This is a genomic window from Corynebacterium sp. UD i78, assembly GCF_056280545.1.
The window spans coordinates 134,481-152,779 of sequence record NZ_JBWCED010000001.1 but is presented as its reverse complement, the minus strand read 5'-3'; the positions used below and the strand labels follow the sequence as shown (position 1 = coordinate 152,779).

The window sequence follows — 18,299 nt, the reverse complement described above, 5'->3', positions numbered from 1 at the left end:
GCTGTCCCGGTCCACGAAGGGCCCACCCACCGATGATCTCCTCACAGACCGGTGCCCCGGATCCGGGGTCCCCACGCCGCGCCACAGGAAGGCCCCCGAAATTCACCGCCGAGGATGCCGTCCGGGCAGCCCTCCGGATCGGCATCGCAGACTTCACGATGGGTGAGGTCGCGCGGACCCTCGGCGTCACCACCCCGGCGCTCTACCGCCTCTTCCCCGGACGGGCCGACCTCGTCGACGCCTGCTTCCGGCACATTCTCACGGAGATGCCGCTCACTCCCCCGGCATCCGAGAAGGCAGCGTGGCGCGAGATTCTCAGCGAGACCGCGGAACACATCTGGCAGCTGCTCACCCGGTACCCCGGGCTCGACCTGGTCCTCCACTCATACCCGGGTCTTCTGCGGGAAGTGTGGCCCGGCAACGAGTACCTCCATCATCGGCTGCGGCCGCTGGGCTACTCCCTGCCCCAGGCCACCTTCGCCGCAGTCCACATCGGAAGCCTCACCACCGCCGCCACGGCCCGCCTTCGGCGTCGGACGGCGGAACTGACCCGGCCTTCTGGTACTGTCCCCCCGCCCCGTACGTTCCGTGCCGAGGGAGTGGAGATCACCGACCTCGACGAGCTGTACGAGGCTTCGTACCGTCACTGGCGGCAGTGCATCGACTTCTTCCTCGACCAGTTGGGCACCCTCGACGGCAACTGGCCGGAGCACTCCGTCCAGGCCTGACCCCTCCCAACCCGCGAAAACCCCACCCTGAGCACCTCTAACCCGGGCGGGAGTGGCCACACCTGCGCGGAGCAGGTCTTCCCCTCCGCCAGGTCGTCGGCCAGACCGGACGGCGGGGCAGGAAGATTAAGACGGTGGACGCGGGGGCGAGGTCACTCACCGCCGTGACTGACGCCCGCCGGGATCTCGTGCGGCCGGTAGTTCGGCAGGCGGGACGCCGGGATCGCCGCCACCGCACTGATGCCGGCGAGCAGCAGCAGACCGAGACGCATGGAGTCGAGGCGGGCGTCTTCGTTGACCTCGACAGCGGCATCGATCTGCACGTCGGAGGCACCCGTGGCGGCGAAGGCCTCACGCAGGTCGTCGTTGCTGATGAACGTCGACTCGTCGAACTCCGCCTGGGCGATCAGCTCCTCCGGCAGTTCAGGGTGGTCGTCCATCGCGTTGATGATGCCGCTGCTGAGGAGGGTGACGACCACCGCGCCCATCAGTGCCGTGCCGACCGCGGACGCGAGGTTCTGGGTCGTCCCCCGCACCGAACCCACATCACCGGCGAGTTCCTTCGGCGATGCCGTGACCAGGACGTTGAACACGAGCGTGACCAGGGCACCCTGACCGATACCGAAGACGATCAGACCGAGGATCGTCGGAAAGGTCTCCCAGTTGTTGGTGACGACGAACGCCAGCCACACCAGGGCAACGGTGGTCAGCACGAAAGAGAACAGGGCGATGGTCCGGGGTGCGAACTTCCTGTAGAGGAACACCACGGCGGAGGCGGTGAGGAAAACAGTGAGGTTGAACGGAAGCATCGCCATCGAAGTCGAGAACGCGGTGCGTCCCTGTACGACCTGGATGTAGGTCGGGATGGTGAAGTTCACCGCCGCCTCCATGGCCACGATGATGAACATCGCGTAGACAGCGGCCCGTTCTTTCGGACTGCGCAGGACGGAGAGGTCGACGAGCTGGACCTTGCCGGCGTCCCCACGTCGTGCGGTCCACCAGAAGAAGAGAGACCCGAGGATGATACCGCCCACGATGAACAGCAGGGCCGGGGACAACTCGCCGATGGCGAACGGTGCGTCCTCCTCTGCCCGGAGGATGCCCCAGCCGTTGAGGTTGTTGAAGCCCAGGGTCAGCAGCACCACCGCAGCTCCGATGATGACGGACGCTGTGACATCAATCTTCACGGTCGTGTCGCCCGGGACCTTCTCGAGGGTCCAGGTAAGGAAGAACACCGCGACCGCCAGCCCGAGGGTGATGATGAACACGGGACGCCAGCCGACGAGGGTGCCGATCGTCCCGCCGATGAGGAAGGCCGCCATACCGGAGAACGCCCGGGCCGACCCGAGTGAACCAACCGCGGTCGCCTGCTGGTCACCATGGTAGTTCTGGGCGATCAGGGCGACCAGTGCCGGCACGATGAGGGCAGCGGAAGCGCCCGCGAGGAACTGTCCACCGATCGCCCAGCCCACCGACGGCGAGAAGATCATCATCAGGGAGGAGACCGCGAATACCGCAACCACCGTACGGAACACTCCGAGCCATCCCAACCGCTGCCCAACCTTGGCACCGGTCATCACCAGGGCGGCGACAGCGAGGCCGTATATCACGATCGTGGTGGAGGCCGTGGTCGGTGAGACGTTGAAGTCCTCGACCATGCCGCCGAGGGAGATCGGTAGTGCGGCGACGTTGAAGGACATGAGGACCTGGGCGAGGAACAGGCCCACCATCGGTAGCCAGGACCGCCGTTCCTCCTGCTGCTTCCCGCTTGTCGTACTCATCGGTTGTTTCTCCTCTGTGTCAGTTCGTGGGTCGATACACCTGCCCGCATATGTCAGGTCGCGTCAGGTAGCTCCGGAAGATGGCCGAGCTGGCCGGCCGCCGAGGCGAACAGGTTCAGTCCCAACGACCGGGACAGGTACGAGCACACCCGTTGACCGCGCACACTCGTGCCCGCCGGGTCCAACGGCGGCGCGTACGCCGCGACGGCACACTTCCCCGGTGCGACAGCGACGATGCCGCCGGAGACACCTGACTTCGCCGGCATCCCGATCTCGAACATCCACTCCCCGGAACACTCGTACATCCCGCAGGACGCCAGGACGGCGATCGTGTCCCGGCAGACTTCCGGGGAGACCACGTACTCACCGGTCACCGGGTTCACTCCGCCGTTCGCTAGAGTCGCACCCATCACCGAGAGATCCGTGACCGTCACCGACAGAGAGCACTGGCGGGTGTAGACCTCGACGACGGGTCCCGGTTCCCGGGTGATCCGCCCGTAACTCTCCAGCAACCGGGCGATCGCCCGGTTTCGCTGGTTGGTTGCCATCTCCTCGGCGAAGACCTCCTCGTCCACGGTCAGTTCCCGACCCGCGAAGCGGGACAGTCCGGCACGGATGAACTCCCACTGCGCATCCGGGGTCTCCCCCGGGACGAGGGCGATCGTCGCCATCGCACCGGCATTGACCATCGGATTGCCGGGGGACCCGGCGGAGAGTTCCACCGCCATCACCGAGTTGAAGGAACGGCCGGTGTTGTTCACTCCCACCGTCTCGTGGACCTGGTCATGCCCCGACTCCTCGCAGACGAGAGCGAAGACGAAGGCCTTGGAGATCGACTGGATCGTGAAGACGGCGTCGGTGTCCCCCGCGGAATCGGTCACACCGGCCGCATCCGTGAGAGCGACACCGAACAGGTCAGGATCTACGCGGCCGAGCGGGGGAATGTAGTCGGCTACCTGACCACCACAGCGGTCCCGGTAGCGGTTGTAGGCCGCATCGACGAGCCGGGTGACTGTCCCCTCGGAAGGCAGCGGTCCGGTGAGAGCATGCTGCACGACAGCAGATCCGTCGGCGATCTCGAACATGGTCCCCACTCCTCTGTGCGACGGAACAGTTCGACTGTGAGTTCAGGAGAAACTGTAGTGGCGCCGGTGGTCCCCGGCAACAGCTTTCCCAGTGGGACGATATATCCGGTTCATACGCCGTCGCCGGCCCCGGGTGCCCGGCCCGGGGCGCTGTCCTTTCCCGCAACGTCGGCGAGAGATCCGGCAGCTGACCGCTATTCCGGGCCGCCTGCAATGACCTGCCCACCGACACTCGCCTATTCTGGGACCCATGAGTGTCGCACCACCGGTCTCCCCCGTCCACACACCCTACGAGAACCTCCTCCGCGAGATCCTGGAGCACGGCATCCACAAGGACGACCGCACCGGCACCGGCACCCGCAGCCTGTTCGCCCGCCAGATGCGTTTCGACCTGGCCGAGGGATTCCCGCTGATCACCACGAAGAAGGTGCACCTGCACTCCATCGTCGGCGAACTGCTGTGGTTCCTCCGCGGCGACTCGAACGTCGCATGGCTCCACGAGAACAAGGTGAGCATCTGGGACGAGTGGGCTGACGCGTCCGGAGACCTCGGCCCGGTGTACGGCGTCCAGTGGCGCAGCTGGCCGACCCCCGACGGACGCCATATCGACCAGATCACCGCTGCCCTGGAGACGCTGAAGAACAACCCGGATTCGCGCCGCAACATCGTCTCCGCCTGGAACGTCTCCGAACTGGAGAACATGGCTCTGCCGCCGTGCCACCTCCTGTTCCAACTCTACGTCGCCGACGGGAAGCTCTCCTGCCAGCTCTACCAGCGCAGTGCGGACATGTTCCTCGGTGTGCCGTTCAACATCGCGTCCTACGCCATCCTCACCCACATGTTCGCCCAGCAGGCGGGCCTGGAGGTCGGCGAGTTCGTGTGGACCGGCGGCGACTGCCACATCTACGACAACCACGTCGACCAGGTGAGCCTGCAACTCTCCCGCGAGGCACGTCCCTATCCGACGCTGAACCTGCACAAGGCCGCCGACCTGTTCTCCTACGGTTTCGACGACATCGAGGTCATCGGCTACGACCCGCACCCGGGTATCAAGGCTCCGGTGGCAGTCTGATGGGCACCACGGCAACCGACGCGGTATTCACCGAGCAGCCGCAGATCACCCGCGCCGATCTGCCCGGTTTCCCCGCCGACATCGAGATCGGGATGATCTGGGCGCAGACCACCGACGGTGTCATCGGCGACGGCGCCGACATGCCCTGGTACCTGCCCGAGGACCTCAAGCACTTCCAGCAGTCCACCCTCGGCACACCCGTCGTGATGGGCAGAGTGTCCTGGGAGGCCCTCGACCCGAGATTCCGCCCCCTGCCGGGACGCGACAACCACGTCATCACACGGGACGCCACCTATGACGCCCCGGGAGGAACCGTCCACACTTCCCTGCCGGACGCCATCCTCGCCGCCGGGCGTTCCGCCGTGGGCACCGGAGCTTCCACCGTGTGGATCCTCGGTGGTGGCCACGTCTACCGTCAGTGCGTGCCGGTGACCGACCGGGTCGTCGTCACCGAGATCGCCTGTGGTGCCCCCGACCGTTTCCAGGTCTACGCCCCGGACATGCGGGCGGAGCCGGGCTTCACCACCCACGACGGTCCGTGGCTGACTTCCGGGCGCGGTACCGCACTGACCGGGGAGGATCCGCTCCGCTACCGGATCTGCGAGTTCACCCGCGACAACTCCTGAAAGGAACCATCATGACCGCCCCTTCCGACTCCGTCGACTCCCCTGCCGTCACCCTCTACACCACCACCTGGTGCCCGTTCTGCTCCTCGCTGGTGGAGAACCTCGACCGTTCCGGCACCGCCTACGCCCGTATCGACGTCGAGGAGGATGCGGACGCCGCGGCCTGGGTCGAGTCCGTCAACAACGGCAACCGGGTCGTCCCGACCGTGATGTACGCCGACGGCTCCTACGCCACCAACCCGCCGGCAGGCCAGGTCAGGCGTCGGGTCGCCGAGCTGACCGGCGAGGCGGAGTAGCCGGGTTAACATAGTTCACGTCGCTTCGCCCGGCGTCGCTCCACCATCCCACCGCATCTGCTGCGGTGGGATTTGTGCATATTTTCGACAGTAAGTCTGAGCACAACATAAAGGTCATACCACTGAAGGGGCTAGCGGGGGCACCCCCTGTGTGCTTTGCGTCACTGCATGTCACACAATTTCGCGGGGGTGGAACCCGTCGAGAGGGGGGCACTTTTCCGTTCCACATTGAAATGGCTTCACACAAGTCTGTAACTTATCCCTCATCCGCAACACGGCTGTGACAGCTGTCACTCAGTGAGTCTGCCCGGCCGTGGGCGCGACATGCTCGATATCCGTTTTTCAAGAGGGATCACCGAACACGAAAGGGAGCCCATGTCGACACCCGACCCCCGGCATACACCGACAGCCGAGGAGTTCATCGCGACGCAGCAGAGCGCCGAGTTCCGGGAACTCCGCCGTAAGCGCCGTGCCTTCACCTTCCCCATCACGATCGCCGCACTCGTGTGGTTCGTCGCGTACGTCATCCTGGCGATGTTCGCCCCGGATCTCTACGCGAACAAGGTGTGGGGGAACATCAACCTGGGCCTGATCCTGGGTCTGCTGCAGTTCGTCACGACGTTCGTCATCACCTACGCCTACGTGAAGTACGCCGACCGCGAGCTCGAGCCGCGCGCCGAAGACATCCGGAACCGCCTTGAGCACACCGGCCCCTACTCCGACACGAAGACTGCGTAAGGGAGCGCCATGAACATCAATTTCCTCGCGGCCTCCGATTCGGACGCCGGTAACCCCGTACTCAACATCATCATCTTCGTCGCCTTCATCGTGATCACGATGACCATCGTGACGAGGGTCGGCAAGAAGACCACCCAGGCCGGTGACTTCTACACCGGTGGTGCCAGCTTCAGCGGCACCCAGAACGGTCTCGCCATCGCCGGTGACTACCTGTCGGCGGCGTCCTTCCTCGGAATCGTCGGTTCCGTCGCCCTGACCGGTTACGACGGATTCCTCTACTCCATCGGCTTCTTCGTGGCCTGGGTCGTCGCGCTGCTGCTCGTCGCCGAACCGCTGCGTAACACCGGCAAGTTCACGATGGCCGACGTGCTGTCCTTCCGCCTCAAGCAGCGTCCGGTCCGCCTCGCGGCGTCCTTCGCGACCCTCGGCGTGACGCTGTTCTACCTCATCGCGCAGATGGCAGGTGCCGGCGCACTGGTCTCCACCCTGCTGGACATCCACGAGAAGGGGGTCCAGGCCCTCATCATCGCCATCGTCGGCGCCGTGATGATCGCCTACGTCCTCATCGGCGGCATGAAGGGCACCACCTACGTCCAGATGATCAAGGCTGTCCTGCTCATCGCCGGCGTCTTCGTCATGGTCGTCCTCGTCGCCATCGCGGTGAAGGGCAACTTCTCCGAGCTGCTGCAGAACGCGGTCGACAAGCACGCCGCAGACGGAGCCGAGAACGCATCTGCCATCCTCGACCCGGGCATGAAGTACGGCGTGGACACCGCCCACAAGATCGACTTCATCTCCCTGGGCCTGGCACTCTGCCTCGGTGTCTCCGGTCTGCCCCACGTCCTCATGCGCTTCTACACCGTCCCGACGGCCAAGGAAGCCCGTAAGTCCGTGGTCTGGGCCATCATCCTCATCGGCGCCTTCTACCTGATGACCCTGGTCGTCGGTTACGCCGCCGCATGGAAGGTCGGCCCGGAGCGCATCGGCAACTCCGCCGGTGGCGCGAACTCGGCAGCCCCGCTGCTCGCCCTGGAACTCGGTGGCTCGATCTTCATGGCGTTGATCTCCGCGGTCGCCTTCGCCACGGTGCTTGCCGTGGTCGCCGGCCTGGCGATCACCGCCTCCGCCTCCGTGGCCCACGACCTCTACCACTCGGTGATCCGCAAGGGTCAGTCCACCGAGGAAGAGCAGGTCCGGGTCTCCAAGATCACCGTGGTCGTCCTGGGCGTCATCTCCGTGGTCCTCGGCATCCTGGCGATGGACCAGAACGTGGCCTTCCTGGTCTCCCTGGCCTTCTGTGTCGCCGCGTCCGCGAACCTGCCGACCATCCTCTTCTCCCTCTACTGGAAGAAGTTCAACACCACCGGCGCCGTATGGTCCACCTACGGTGGTCTGATCTCCGCGCTGATCGTCCTGATCTTCTCCGACGCCGTCTCCGGTGCCACGGGAGCGATGTTCGAGAACTCCGACTGGTCCTTCATCCCGCTGACCAACCCGGCGATCATCTCCATCCCGATCGGTTTCGCCTTCGCCATCCTCGGCACCTACCTGGGCAAGCCGGACCACAAGGAAGCCCTGGCCGCCGAGATGGAGGTCCGCTCCCTCACCGGTGTGGGCGTCGAGGCTCCGGTCGACCACTAGGATCCGACTCCTCCGACACACCACCGCCGACCACCGCACCACCCCTGGACCCCCGCACCTCACCGGTGCGGGGGTCTGTTCGTTTACGCTGGTCACCATGACCGACACGCTCATCACCTTCGCGTGGATCGCAGCCGCGGGACTGCTGGCCCCCGTCCTGTCTTTCGCCACCTCCAAGAAGGTTCCGGCGGTGGTGTTCCTCATCATCCTCGGCGTCCTCATCGGGCCCTACGGGCTGGAACTCACCACCGACAGCGAAGCCATCGACCTGGTCCGCGAGCTCGGCCTGGGTATGCTCTTCCTGCTCGCCGGTATGGAGCTCGCACCCTCCGACCTCAAGGGGAAGGAGGGGCGCAACGCCATCCTCACCTGGATCATCTGCGCACTCCTCGCCTTCGGTGCGACCATGGCACTGACCGGCGGGGAGACCGGCACCGCCACCGTCCTCGCCATCGCACTGACCTCCACCGCGCTGGGAACGCTGCTGCCCGTCATCCGGCAGCAGGGGCTGGCCGGAACACCCGTCGGCAACAGCGTCATGATCCACGGTGCGGTCGGCGAACTCGCCCCGGTGCTGGCGATGGCCCTGCTGCTCTCGGCGCGTACCACGTGGGCGACCGCTGTCATTCTCGTGATCTTCTTCGCCGTGGCGCTGGTCATCGCCCTGCTCCCCCGGACGGTCCGGAAGATTGTGCCCTGGGTCGGCTGGGCCATCCGCGACGGTGTCGGCTCCACCAACCAGACCGTCGTTCGCGCCATCGTGGTCATGCTGGCCGTCCTCATGGCGGTGGCCTCGATCTTCGAGCTCGACGTCGTCCTCGGGGCCTTCGCCGCCGGCATCATCGTGCGGCAGATCGTCCCGGGCAGCGCACTCCCCGACCTCACCGAGAAGCTGGAGGTGCTCGGTTACGGGTTGTTCATCCCGGCATTCTTCGTCACCTCGGGCATGGGGATCGACACCGGCGTCATCGGCGACCGCCCGTGGTTCCTCCTCGGACTGGTCCCGGTGATCCTCCTGGCCCGCGGACTGCCGGTCCTGGTGCGGGAACTGGGTGGTCACACCGGCTCTTCGCTGCAGGGATGGCGTGAGAAACTGCAGCTCTCACTCTATGCCGCGACTGGCCTGCCGATCATCGTCGCCGTCACCGAGGTGGCGACCTCTTCAGGGCTCCTCGCGGACGAGGAGGCGTCCCTCCTTGTCGCTGCCGGAGCCCTGACTGTCGCCGTCTTCCCCATGGTGGCCGATGCCGTGGGACCGAGGAAGCGTGCGGTACACTGACGCGGTGCGCCCCAGTAGCTCAGGGGATAGAGCACCGCTCTCCTAAAGCGGGTGTCGGCAGTTCGAATCTGCCCTGGGGCACAAATATTGATTCAATCGAACATCGGGGTACAGGTCAGAGGGCATTTCGTGGCCACGGCCGTCCCCACAACGACTCGACCGGTTGGTTCAGTGGACCGGGACCAACCAGTCGGGTCGCTCCCGAGCTCCACGCAAGGAGACCCCCGAGCCGCCGGCTACTCCCCCGAGTGACCGGCCAGCATTGCGGCGAAGCCACCGGCGGGAACGCGGAAGTCCGTTTCCTCCGATGTGGAGTCATCGACACCAGCGTCAAGGGCGGCGTCCACTTCGGCGGACTCAGCGGACTCAGCGGACTCAGCGGATCCAGCAGACTCAACGGATCCAGAAAACCCCCTGGATCCCGTGAATCCCGCGACCCCGGACACAACAGAGGTCAGCTGCTCAGCCAACTCCCCTGCCGCCGTCGCCACACGTCGGGGCAGGGCAGAATCTGCACCGAACTCGGCGGTGTCCACGAAGACACCCGTAGGCAGCACCACGGCATGGAGGAACGACAGCAGCGGACGCACCGCGAAGTCCAGGACCATGGAGTGGCGCGCCGTCCCGGCGGTGGCGACCATGGTCACCGGGATCCCGGCCAGTGACTTCATGTCCAGCGCATCGAAGAACATCTTGAACAGCCCGGAGTAGCTGCCCTGGAACACCGGCGTGGCGGCAATGAGGGCATCAGCATCGGTGACGGTGCGTCGGGCGTCCGCCAGGGCCGGCGTGGCGATGAACGTGGTCATGTATGTCGCAAGGTCTGCGGCCAGGGTGCGCACGTCGACGACCCGGACGTCCAGCCCTTCTCCGGCGGCGGTGACCTGACGGACCGTGGCATCCGCGATTTGCTCGGCGACCTGGCGGGTGGTCGAAGGATCACCCAGGCCGGCGTTGACGATGACGAGAGTCTTCATCACTTCTCCTCCACTTGTCCTCTGCTTCTCCGCTACTTGTCCGTTGCAGCGTGGTTGTGCTTCGTGGCGGGCTCGACGGCGGCCAGCCCACCGTGCGGCGGGTCCGAGGGTACATTCGCAGGACGCCGCGCCTCGAACTCCCGGCGCAGCACCGGGACGACCTCGGTACCGAGGATCTCGATCTGCTCGAGGACCGCCGACTCCGGCAGTCCGGCATGGTCGACGAGGAAGAGCTGCCGCTGGTAGTCACCGACCTCGTCGGCGTACCCGAGGTAACGCTCGATGACCTGGTCGACGGTGCCGACGGTCAGCGGCGTCATCTGCGTGAAGTCCTCCATCGACGGGCCGTGGCCGTAGACCGGGGCATTGTCGAAGTAGGGGCGGAAGGTCTTCTTCGCCGCAGCCTCGGTCTCGCCGATGAACACCTGACCGCCGAGGCCGACGATCGCCTCCTCCCGCGCGCCGTGCCCGTAGTGCTCGTAGCGCTGCCGGTAGAGCCGGACCATCTTCCGTGTGTGCTCGATGTTCCAGAAGATGTGGTTATGGAAGAAGCCGTCGCCGTAGTACGCGGCCTGCTCGGCGATCTCAGGCGAGCGGATCGACCCGTGCCAGACGAACGGCGGGGTGCCGTCGAGAGGACGCGGTGTGGACGTGAAGTTCTGCAGCGAAGTGCGGAACTCACCGGACCAGCTGACGTTCTCCTCCCGCCACAGCCGGCGCAGCAGATGGTACTTCTCCACGGCCAGCGGAATGCCCTGGCGGATGTCTGCACCGAACCACGGGTAGACGGGTCCGGTGTTGCCGCGGCCGAGCATGAGGTCGAGGCGTCCTTCGGTGAGATGCTGGGCGTAGGCGTAGTCCTCGGCCAGGCGCACCGGGTCATTGGTGGTGATCAGGGTGGTGGCGGTCGAGAAGCGCAGCCGTTCGGTCTGCGCGGCGAGGTGCGAGAGCAGGATCGGCGGGTTGGCCGGGGCCGCGAACGGAGGGTTGTGGTGCTCGCCGGTGGCGAAGATGTCGAGGCCGACTTCCTCGGCCTTTCTCGCATAGCGGACAGTGGAGCGGATCCGCTCATGCTCGGTCGGGGTGCGACCGGTGGTGGGGTCAGTGGTGACGTCGCCGATGGTGAAGATTCCGAATTCCATGACTCCGATCATGCTCCTATTTAGTTGATGTGTCAACTACTTTGTGGACGCCATCCCTTCGCCCACTTTCGCCTCCCGCATCCGCGACAGCACCCGGTGCACCACCTCGATGACCGCCGCACCACACACGCCGACCACTGCACCGGTGACCATGAGGGACGCATCCCCAGGCTCCAGCAGCACCAGCTCCCGCAGGAAGGGCACCGTGAAGATCACCAGGTAGCCGACCACGCAGCCGCACAACAGCAGTACCTTCCACCAGTTCAGCGGACGCGCCACGATCCCCAGCACCCACAGGCCCATGATGATCAGCGCCAGCAGCACCGCGGTGCCGGCCTGGTCACGCTCGAGCTGTGGGGCGTCCCCGCCCGGATAGACCGCGATCCACATGCCCACCGCGATACCGCCGATCAGCAGCCCCGAGGGCAGCGCCAGTGACAGCACCCTTTTGACGAAACCGTCACGGGGACGCTCCGTGTTCGGCGCCAGTGACAGGATGAACGCCGGAATACCGATGGTGAACCACCCCGTGATGGTCACGTGAATCGGCTGGAAGGGGAAGGAGATCCCGAGGATGCCGACGACCAGCGCCAGCACCACCGAGTAGACGGTCTTCGTCAGGAAGAGGTTCGCCACCCGCTCGATATTGCCGATGACCCGACGCCCCTCGGCGACGACCTTCGGCATCGCGGAAAACCTGTTGGTCAGCAGCACCAGCTGTGCGACCGACCGGGTCGCCGCCGAACCGGAACCCATGGCGACACCGATGTCCGCCTTCTTCAGTGCGAGCACATCATTGACGCCGTCACCGGTCATCGCGACGGTCCGGCCCGCCCGGTGCAGGGACTCCACCATCTGCTGCTTCTGCTCCGGGGAGACCCGGCCGAAGACATTCGCCCGGGCGATCTCCGCATCGAAGTCCGCCTCGGACAGGTCGTCGAGTTCCCGGGCATCCACGGCGACGAGCTCGCGGTCAGTCGCCCCGGCAGCCACGGCCTTCACCGAGTCCGGATTGTCGCCGGAGATGATCTTCAGGTCCACGTCCTGCTCGGCGAAGAAGTCGAGGGTCTCCCGGGCGTCCGGACGCAGCTGCTGGCGCAGCGTCACCAGTGCAGGTTCATCGAGGGTGGGGGCGTCCGCCATGGTGGCGTCCTCCCCCGGGACGGTGAGCTGGCCGGGCACCTTCCCGAATGCGAGGACGCGCAGGCCGGCGTCCCCCAGCTCCTTTGCGGTCGCCGCCGCCTCTCCGTCCGGCGCCAGGAGGACATCCGGGGCACCGAGGATCCAGGCGGCGTCCCCGGTCTGGACGCCGGAGAACTTGTACCGGGAGTTGAAGGGGATCTCCGTGCCGGTCAGCGGGTCAGCGGGAATCGCCGTGCCGATGGCCTCGGAGGTGTCATTGCGGTCCTCCTGGGTGGCTACAAGCCTGCCCAGCGCCTCACGCAGCTCGTCCGGGGCATCCGACCCGTCCGCGGCGTGGACACCGTCGAGCTCCATCTCGTTGGTGGTCAGCGTGCCGGTCTTGTCGGTGCACACCGTGTTGACCCGGGCCAGCCCCTCGATCGCGACGAGCTCGTTGACCAACGCCTTGTACTGCCCCAGGCGGATCACGCCGGCGGCGAACGCGATGGATGTCATCAGCACCAGCCCCTCCGGGACCATCGGCACGATCGCCGCGGCCATCGAGAGGATCGACTCCCTGACGTCGGTGCCGGAGCGGACCAGCTGCGTCCAGATGGTGAGGATGCCGGTCGGGATCAGCAGCCAGGTGATGACCTTGAGGATGGAGTTGATGCCGCTCATCAGCACCGAATCGGTCAGCGAGAATTCACTGGCCTGCTTGGCCAGCTGGGCGGCATAGGCCTCGTCGCCGACCTTCTCCGCACGGTAGATGCCGTGGCCGTTGGTGACGAAGGAGCCGGACCACAGTTCCTCACCGTCCTCCTTGTGCACCGGATCCGCCTCGCCGGTGAGCTGGGACTCGTCGACCGAGAACGCCCCGTCGACCACCGGGCCGTCGACGACGATCTCGTCACCGGAGCGCAGCACGATGAGGTCGTCGACCACCACCTCACTCTGGTGGACGGTCAGCTTCTCCCCGTCGCGGATGACGGTCGGCTTCGTCTCCCCCACTATCTTCAGGTTGTCGAGGGTCCGCTTCGCCCGCAGCTCCTGGATGATGCCGATCGCCGAGTTCGCGATGATCAGCAGCCCGAAGGCCGCATTGATGAACGACCCGGTCGAGATCACGATCACCGCGAGGACGCCGAGGATCGCGTTGACCCTGGTGAAGACGTTCGCCCGGATGATCTGGAGGACGCTGCGCCCCGTGCTTCGGCCGACGACATTGGCGCGCCCGTCAGCGACGCGCTGCCCGACCTCGGCGCGGGTGAGCCCGGTGAGTTCGGTAGGCCCGGTAGGCCCAGTGGGCCCAGTGGGCTCAGTGGGCTCAGTGGGCTCAGTGGGCTCAGTGGATTCGGCCGGGCCGGTGTACTCTGCCATCCCTACCGCCCCTCGAAGACCGGGGCCCGGTGGTCCGCCCGGGCGGTGCGCGCCTCCCGGACATCCCGGCTGGCCCAGCAGGCCAGGGCCTCCTCGACGAGTTCCGGGGCCTCGGGATGGTTGAGCGCCTTCTTGAACCAGGCCGTCGACAGCGGGGCCTGTTCGCTGACACGGTGAGCGAAGGCCAGGGCGTCCTCGGAGGTGCCGGCCTGGATGGCGAAGCCACAGGTCACCGCGGCATCCCGGTCGACCTTTGCGCCGGCGACGAGCATGTTGCGGGCATGAGCGCCGCCGAGCAGTTCCACTGCACGGTTCACGGTCCACGGGTCCAGGGCGAAACCGTGCTGGACAGCGGGGACCCAGGTGACGGCGTCCTCCCCCATGATGCGCAGGTCACAGGCAAGGGCAAGCTGGCAGCCCGCGCCGACCGCGGGGCCCTGGATGTCAGCGATGACCGGCACCGGGACGTCGGTGACCGTGATCAGCATCCGCTCGAGTGCGGCGAAGAAGCTGTCGGCGTAGACCCCGCCTTTGAGGTTCGCCCCGGCGCAGAAGGCCGGGCCCTCACCCCGCAGCAGGACGGCCCGGATGCCGCTGCGGGAGGTGGCGTCCTCCAGTGCCGCGGTGAGCTGCGTGCACACCTCCGCATCCAGCGCATTCCTGCGGTCCGGTCGGGTCAGGGTGACCACCGCCACCCGCCCGTCGATCTCCAGCGACACCACGTTCTCTGTCATGCCGACCATTGTCCCCCATTTCGGTGGTCGGCGTCCGGGCAGGGCGGATCCTGGCCCGGGTCAGGCCCGGGTCAGGCCCGGGTCAGGCCAGCGGAGTGCCGAAGACCGCGGTGTACGGATCGCCGCCGACACGACCGGCGTAGTCGGCGTCCCCGTCGATCGCGGTGATCGCGGCGACCTCCTCGTCGGTGAGCGTGAAGCCGCCGACCGCGGCATTCTCCGCGACCCGCTCCGGACGCTTCGACCGGGGGAACACTATGAGCCCCTGATCGAGGTGCCAACGGATGATCACCTGGGCCGGGGTGACGCCGTACGCCTCCGCGATGCCGGTGATGACCGGATGATCGAGGACGCCACGGCCCAGCGGCGACCATGCCTCAGTCTTTATGCCGCGCTTGGCGTTGTCCTCGCGCTGCTCCTGCTGGGAGAAGCCGGGGTGGATCTCGATCTGGTTCACTGCCGGGACGACGCCGGTGGCCGCGATGATCTCGTCGAGGACCTCCGGGTAGAAGTTGGAGACGCCGATGGACGTGGCCTTGCCTGCCTTGCGCTCGGCGACGAGGGCCTTCCAGGTGTCGACATAGCGACCCCAGGGCTGGACGGGCCAGTGGATGAGGTACAGGTCGACGCGGTCGAGCCCGAGGTTGGACAGGGAGACGTCGAGTGCGTCCTTCGCCTCGTCGAAGCCCTGGTCGGCGTTCCACAGTTTGGTGGTGATGAAGAGGTCGTCGCGGGTGACCTCACCGGCCTCGATCGCGTCGGCGACGGCGCGGCCGACGTTGGCCTCGTTGCCGTAGCCGGCGGCGGTGTCGATGTGGCGGATGCCGGCGGCGATGGCGGCGCGGGTGGAGGTGTAGGCCTCCTCGGGGGTGAGTTCCCAGACGCCGAGGCCGAGCTGTGGGATGGTGTGCCCGTCGTTGAGGGTGACCGTGTCGGTGGGGGTGCTGCCGGTCGGGGTGTTCTGTGCTGTCGATTCAGTCATGTCCCCCGTTGTACGCGTCCTCGTCGGGTGCATGCAGCGATCGACTCACGGCGAAGAGTCTGCTGCGCCCCGGTTCCGCGCGTCCTCGCTGCGTCCTGCATCCTCGGTGCTGCGCCACAGCGCCACCCCGTGCCGAGTTTGCGCCGACAAATCCGCCAATCTGCGGCAGCGAACCGCCAATCTGTCGGCGCAGACTCCGGACCGCCCGATGCTCCCCGCCAATCACGACCATGACGCTATGCTCGGCGTCGACGCCACAGGCGGGGACCTGCGGTACAGACGAAACGGGGATCATCATGGGGGACGCATGGGTCTGGCGGACCAGCACACTACTCAAGCAGGGCATGAATGCTGACAGCATCGCCCGCGCGGTAAAGGAAGGGACACTGTTCAGACCCTTCCACGGCATCTACACGCCACGGCAACCGACGGACGAAGAGCTCCTCGGCATCTTCGCCTCTCTCCGCGACGGACTGGTCTACACCGGCCAGGCCGCAGGCTTCCTCTACGGCATCGTTCCGCTCACCTGGCCGGCGCCTGCCCGGGTGCCACGTCGGAGCAGCCACAACGGTGGAGAACGGTTCCGTCTCTCCGAGGGGCAGACCCGCCGTACCCGGACGCTTCGGGGAATCCCCGTCACATCACCGCTGGAGACCACCGTCATGCTGAACCTCCCCGACGATGTACTCCGGACGTTCCTGACCGAGCAGTACCTGGGAGTGAAAGGAAATGACGCTCTGGCGGAGGACCTCGCCGCACTGCCACCACGCAAGCGTCGACGAGCCGGTGTGCTGTTGGAGGACCTCGTCACCGGAACCGCCAGCAGCTACGAGCTGAAGGCGGCGACCGCCATCACCGCGGCCCTCGACGGTATCGAAGTGGAAGTGAAGATCAACGCCATGGTGGAGGGATACCGTTTCGACCTGGTCATCGAAGACGCCGACGTGCTCATCGAGATCGACGGTTTCGCCTTCCACGGCGGGGCGTCGACCACACAGGATGACCAGATCAGGGACTGTTGGAAACGGAACGCAGTGACCAGGTCCGGTTACACCCTGCTCTGCACACCGGCCGCTGCGTGGAATACGCCACAACGGAGATGGTGGAGCAGGTTCTCGACACTGTGACCTACAACCTCAGGCATCCGCGGACGCGCCGGAAGCGCACAGCCGGGGAACGCATGTCCACCGACGCCCAGGTCTGGACCTGGCACCCCGCCATGGGTGAGTTCTGGGAGATGGGCCGGTTCTGATCCTGCGCAGGTCCTGATCCTGCGCAGGTCCTGACCATGCGCCGGTTCCGACCTCCTCCCATCGAGGATCCTGCTCATGCCATCCGAGTTTGCGCCGACATTCCGACACCTGATCGGCAGCATATCCCGGGTTTGTCGGCGCAAACTCCGCGAGGAAGACCGGAAGGACGCCAAGATGATGTGAATCGTTGACAAAGCGTTGGGTTTATATAACACTCTGAGTTATGTCCCCAAAGAAGAAGGCCGTGATCCACAACCGGGTCCGGGTGCTGCGCGCGGAACGGGACATGTCCCGTGCGCAACTCGCCGAGCTGATCGGCGTCAATCCCCAGACCGTCGGTGCGCTGGAACGCGGGGACCACTCCCCCAGCCTCGACCTCGCCTTCCGCATCTGCGAAGTCTTCTCCCTCCCGGTCGAGGCCGTGTTCAGCCGCACCCCGGTTCGGTCCGATGTCCACCGAGATCTACCGGACCTCCGACACCCCGACCACCGACACCACATACACCCCTCCCACTGCAGGAAAGGAGTCCCCGTGACCTCTCCCACCGGGACCACCAACCGACCGATCACCCACTCGCCCGAACACCCCGTCCCGCTCATCGCCACCCTCCACGCGTGTTACGTCATGACCACCGTGGCAATCCTGCTCGGCCCTTTCATGATCCTCCGCGACATCGCCGGCGGCATGAACCGTGACCTCCTCATCTCAGAGGGCTCAGAGGGCTCAGAGGGCTCAGAGGGCATCGCGGACGCAACGAGCATCCGGGACACCGATGCCATGGACGCGACAGCCGTGACTACTTCCACAGCCGCCACAGCCGCCACAGCCACGACAGACACCCCATCCACCACCGGAGAGGACCAGTCATGAACACCATGAATCCGCTCACCCGCCTCAACGACGGCGCCGAACGCCACCTGGCCCGCCGCGCCAACCGCTGGCGTCAGCGCAGTGCAGCTGTCGCAGCGTCCCTGCCCGGCTGGCGCACCGAGGCGCGCACCCGGCTGCTCATCAGGATCTACCTCGGGTCGCTGGCTTTCGGCCTACTCATAGGTGTCGTCCAGATCTTCTGGCGACCCGCCCTGTTCGCCTGGATCCTCTTCACCGCCATCATGCTCGTCGCATGGACGATGCTGCGCACCGTGATAAACACCCGGGACGTCGCACCCGAGGAGGAGCTCGACGAGTACGAACAGGAGATCATCCGGAACTGGCAGGCCATCGCCTACGGCTGGCTCGTGGTTCTGTCCGTGGCAACCGCGTTCTACATGATCGTCCTGGGCTCGGTCGGATCCGGAGACCTCACCCACTGGATCTACACCGGAGGCCTGTTCACGCTCATCGGCCTGCTCACCGCCAGCGCCTTGCCGACCATCGCCTACGCCACGACCTTCGGCCCGGCACCCCCGAAAGTTCCCGCGACAAACAGTAATAATCGGAATCACCGACCCTGAGGAGCGAC

Annotated in this window: 18 protein-coding genes, 1 tRNA gene and 1 pseudogene; 13 read left to right on the top strand and 7 right to left on the bottom strand. The window is 66.1% G+C overall.

The window, feature by feature from the left end; genetic code table 11:
• The first annotated feature begins 32 nt into the window (after positions 1-32).
• Positions 33-728 carry a TetR/AcrR family transcriptional regulator gene (locus ACZ9GM_RS00695; RefSeq protein ID WP_476036995.1) on the top strand — a complete coding sequence of 232 codons (696 nt, stop codon included), beginning with the start codon at positions 33-35 and terminating at the stop codon, positions 726-728.
• Between the two features lie 152 nt (positions 729-880).
• Here ACZ9GM_RS00695 and ACZ9GM_RS00690 read toward each other — a convergent pair whose 3' ends face one another.
• Both ACZ9GM_RS00690 and glsA read right to left on the bottom strand, forming a co-directional pair.
• A complete protein-coding gene (locus ACZ9GM_RS00690; RefSeq protein WP_476036993.1) occupies positions 881-2,509 on the bottom strand; it encodes an MFS transporter in 1,629 nt (542 codons plus the stop codon).
• Between the two features lie 53 nt (positions 2,510-2,562).
• The gene (gene glsA / locus ACZ9GM_RS00685) at positions 2,563-3,594 is read right to left on the bottom strand and encodes a glutaminase A (protein ID WP_476036992.1); all 1,032 of its coding nucleotides are present in this window, start codon (positions 3,592-3,594) and stop codon (positions 2,563-2,565) included.
• Between the two features lie 250 nt (positions 3,595-3,844).
• On the opposite strand from glsA, the gene ACZ9GM_RS00680 reads away from it, so the two are divergent.
• The 7 genes from ACZ9GM_RS00680 (at position 3,845) to ACZ9GM_RS00650 (ending at position 9,327) form a co-directional block, all read left to right on the top strand.
• Positions 3,845-4,666 (top strand): thymidylate synthase, encoded by an 822-nt coding sequence (locus tag ACZ9GM_RS00680; RefSeq protein WP_476036991.1) that lies wholly within the window; start codon positions 3,845-3,847, stop codon positions 4,664-4,666.
• Complete coding sequence (locus tag ACZ9GM_RS00675) at positions 4,666-5,292, top strand: dihydrofolate reductase (protein WP_476036990.1); 627 nt, start codon at positions 4,666-4,668, stop codon at positions 5,290-5,292. The genes ACZ9GM_RS00680 and ACZ9GM_RS00675 overlap by 1 nt, the downstream gene beginning before the upstream one ends.
• A gap of 11 nt (positions 5,293-5,303) precedes the next feature.
• The gene (locus tag ACZ9GM_RS00670; protein ID WP_291473620.1) at positions 5,304-5,588 is read left to right on the top strand and encodes a mycoredoxin; all 285 of its coding nucleotides are present in this window, start codon (positions 5,304-5,306) and stop codon (positions 5,586-5,588) included.
• A 375-nt stretch (positions 5,589-5,963) separates the two neighbouring features.
• Positions 5,964-6,326: a DUF485 domain-containing protein gene (locus ACZ9GM_RS00665; RefSeq protein WP_476036989.1), complete on the top strand. Its 363-nt coding sequence runs from the start codon at positions 5,964-5,966 to the stop codon at positions 6,324-6,326.
• Between the two features lie 9 nt (positions 6,327-6,335).
• On the top strand, positions 6,336-7,967 hold the full coding sequence (locus ACZ9GM_RS00660) for a solute symporter family protein (protein WP_476036988.1): 1,632 nt from the start codon (positions 6,336-6,338) through the stop codon (positions 7,965-7,967).
• 97 nt (positions 7,968-8,064) lie between these two features.
• Positions 8,065-9,246 carry a cation:proton antiporter gene (locus ACZ9GM_RS00655; RefSeq protein WP_476036987.1) on the top strand — a complete coding sequence of 394 codons (1,182 nt, stop codon included), beginning with the start codon at positions 8,065-8,067 and terminating at the stop codon, positions 9,244-9,246.
• An 8-nt stretch (positions 9,247-9,254) separates the two neighbouring features.
• Positions 9,255-9,327, top strand: a tRNA-Arg gene (locus ACZ9GM_RS00650).
• A 155-nt stretch (positions 9,328-9,482) separates the two neighbouring features.
• Here ACZ9GM_RS00650 and ACZ9GM_RS00645 read toward each other — a convergent pair.
• From ACZ9GM_RS00645 to ACZ9GM_RS00625, 5 genes are all read right to left on the bottom strand, one after another.
• Complete coding sequence (locus tag ACZ9GM_RS00645; protein ID WP_476036986.1) at positions 9,483-10,223, bottom strand: CE1759 family FMN reductase; 741 nt, start codon at positions 10,221-10,223, stop codon at positions 9,483-9,485.
• A 32-nt stretch (positions 10,224-10,255) separates the two neighbouring features.
• The gene (locus ACZ9GM_RS00640; protein WP_476036985.1) at positions 10,256-11,365 is read right to left on the bottom strand and encodes a CE1758 family FMN-dependent luciferase-like monooxygenase; all 1,110 of its coding nucleotides are present in this window, start codon (positions 11,363-11,365) and stop codon (positions 10,256-10,258) included.
• Positions 11,366-11,401: 36 nt separating this feature from the next.
• On the bottom strand, positions 11,402-13,867 hold the full coding sequence (locus tag ACZ9GM_RS00635) for an HAD-IC family P-type ATPase (RefSeq protein ID WP_476036984.1): 2,466 nt from the start codon (positions 13,865-13,867) through the stop codon (positions 11,402-11,404).
• Between the two features lie 2 nt (positions 13,868-13,869).
• The gene (locus ACZ9GM_RS00630; protein ID WP_476036983.1) at positions 13,870-14,601 is read right to left on the bottom strand and encodes an enoyl-CoA hydratase; all 732 of its coding nucleotides are present in this window, start codon (positions 14,599-14,601) and stop codon (positions 13,870-13,872) included.
• Positions 14,602-14,683: 82 nt separating this feature from the next.
• A complete protein-coding gene (locus ACZ9GM_RS00625; RefSeq protein WP_476036982.1) occupies positions 14,684-15,583 on the bottom strand; it encodes an aldo/keto reductase in 900 nt (299 codons plus the stop codon).
• 344 nt (positions 15,584-15,927) lie between these two features.
• On the opposite strand from ACZ9GM_RS00625, the gene ACZ9GM_RS00620 reads away from it, so the two are divergent.
• From ACZ9GM_RS00620 to ACZ9GM_RS00600, 5 genes and pseudogenes are all read left to right on the top strand, one after another.
• Entirely contained in the window at positions 15,928-16,710 is a 783-nt protein-coding gene (locus ACZ9GM_RS00620; RefSeq protein ID WP_476036981.1) for a hypothetical protein, read from the top strand.
• Positions 16,707-16,835, top strand: a complete 129-nt coding sequence (locus tag ACZ9GM_RS00615) for a hypothetical protein (protein ID WP_476036980.1) — start codon at positions 16,707-16,709, stop codon at positions 16,833-16,835. Before ACZ9GM_RS00620 ends, ACZ9GM_RS00615 begins: the two co-directional genes overlap by 4 nt.
• 224 nt (positions 16,836-17,059) lie before the next feature.
• Positions 17,060-17,372 (top strand): annotated as a pseudogene (locus ACZ9GM_RS00610) (helix-turn-helix transcriptional regulator).
• A complete protein-coding gene (locus ACZ9GM_RS00605; protein WP_476036979.1) occupies positions 17,369-17,707 on the top strand; it encodes a hypothetical protein in 339 nt (112 codons plus the stop codon). The pseudogene ACZ9GM_RS00610 and the gene ACZ9GM_RS00605 overlap by 4 nt, the downstream one beginning before the upstream one ends.
• Positions 17,704-18,291 carry a hypothetical protein gene (locus ACZ9GM_RS00600; protein WP_476036978.1) on the top strand — a complete coding sequence of 196 codons (588 nt, stop codon included), beginning with the start codon at positions 17,704-17,706 and terminating at the stop codon, positions 18,289-18,291. The genes ACZ9GM_RS00605 and ACZ9GM_RS00600 overlap by 4 nt, the downstream gene beginning before the upstream one ends.
• Positions 18,292-18,299: the final 8 nt, after the last annotated feature.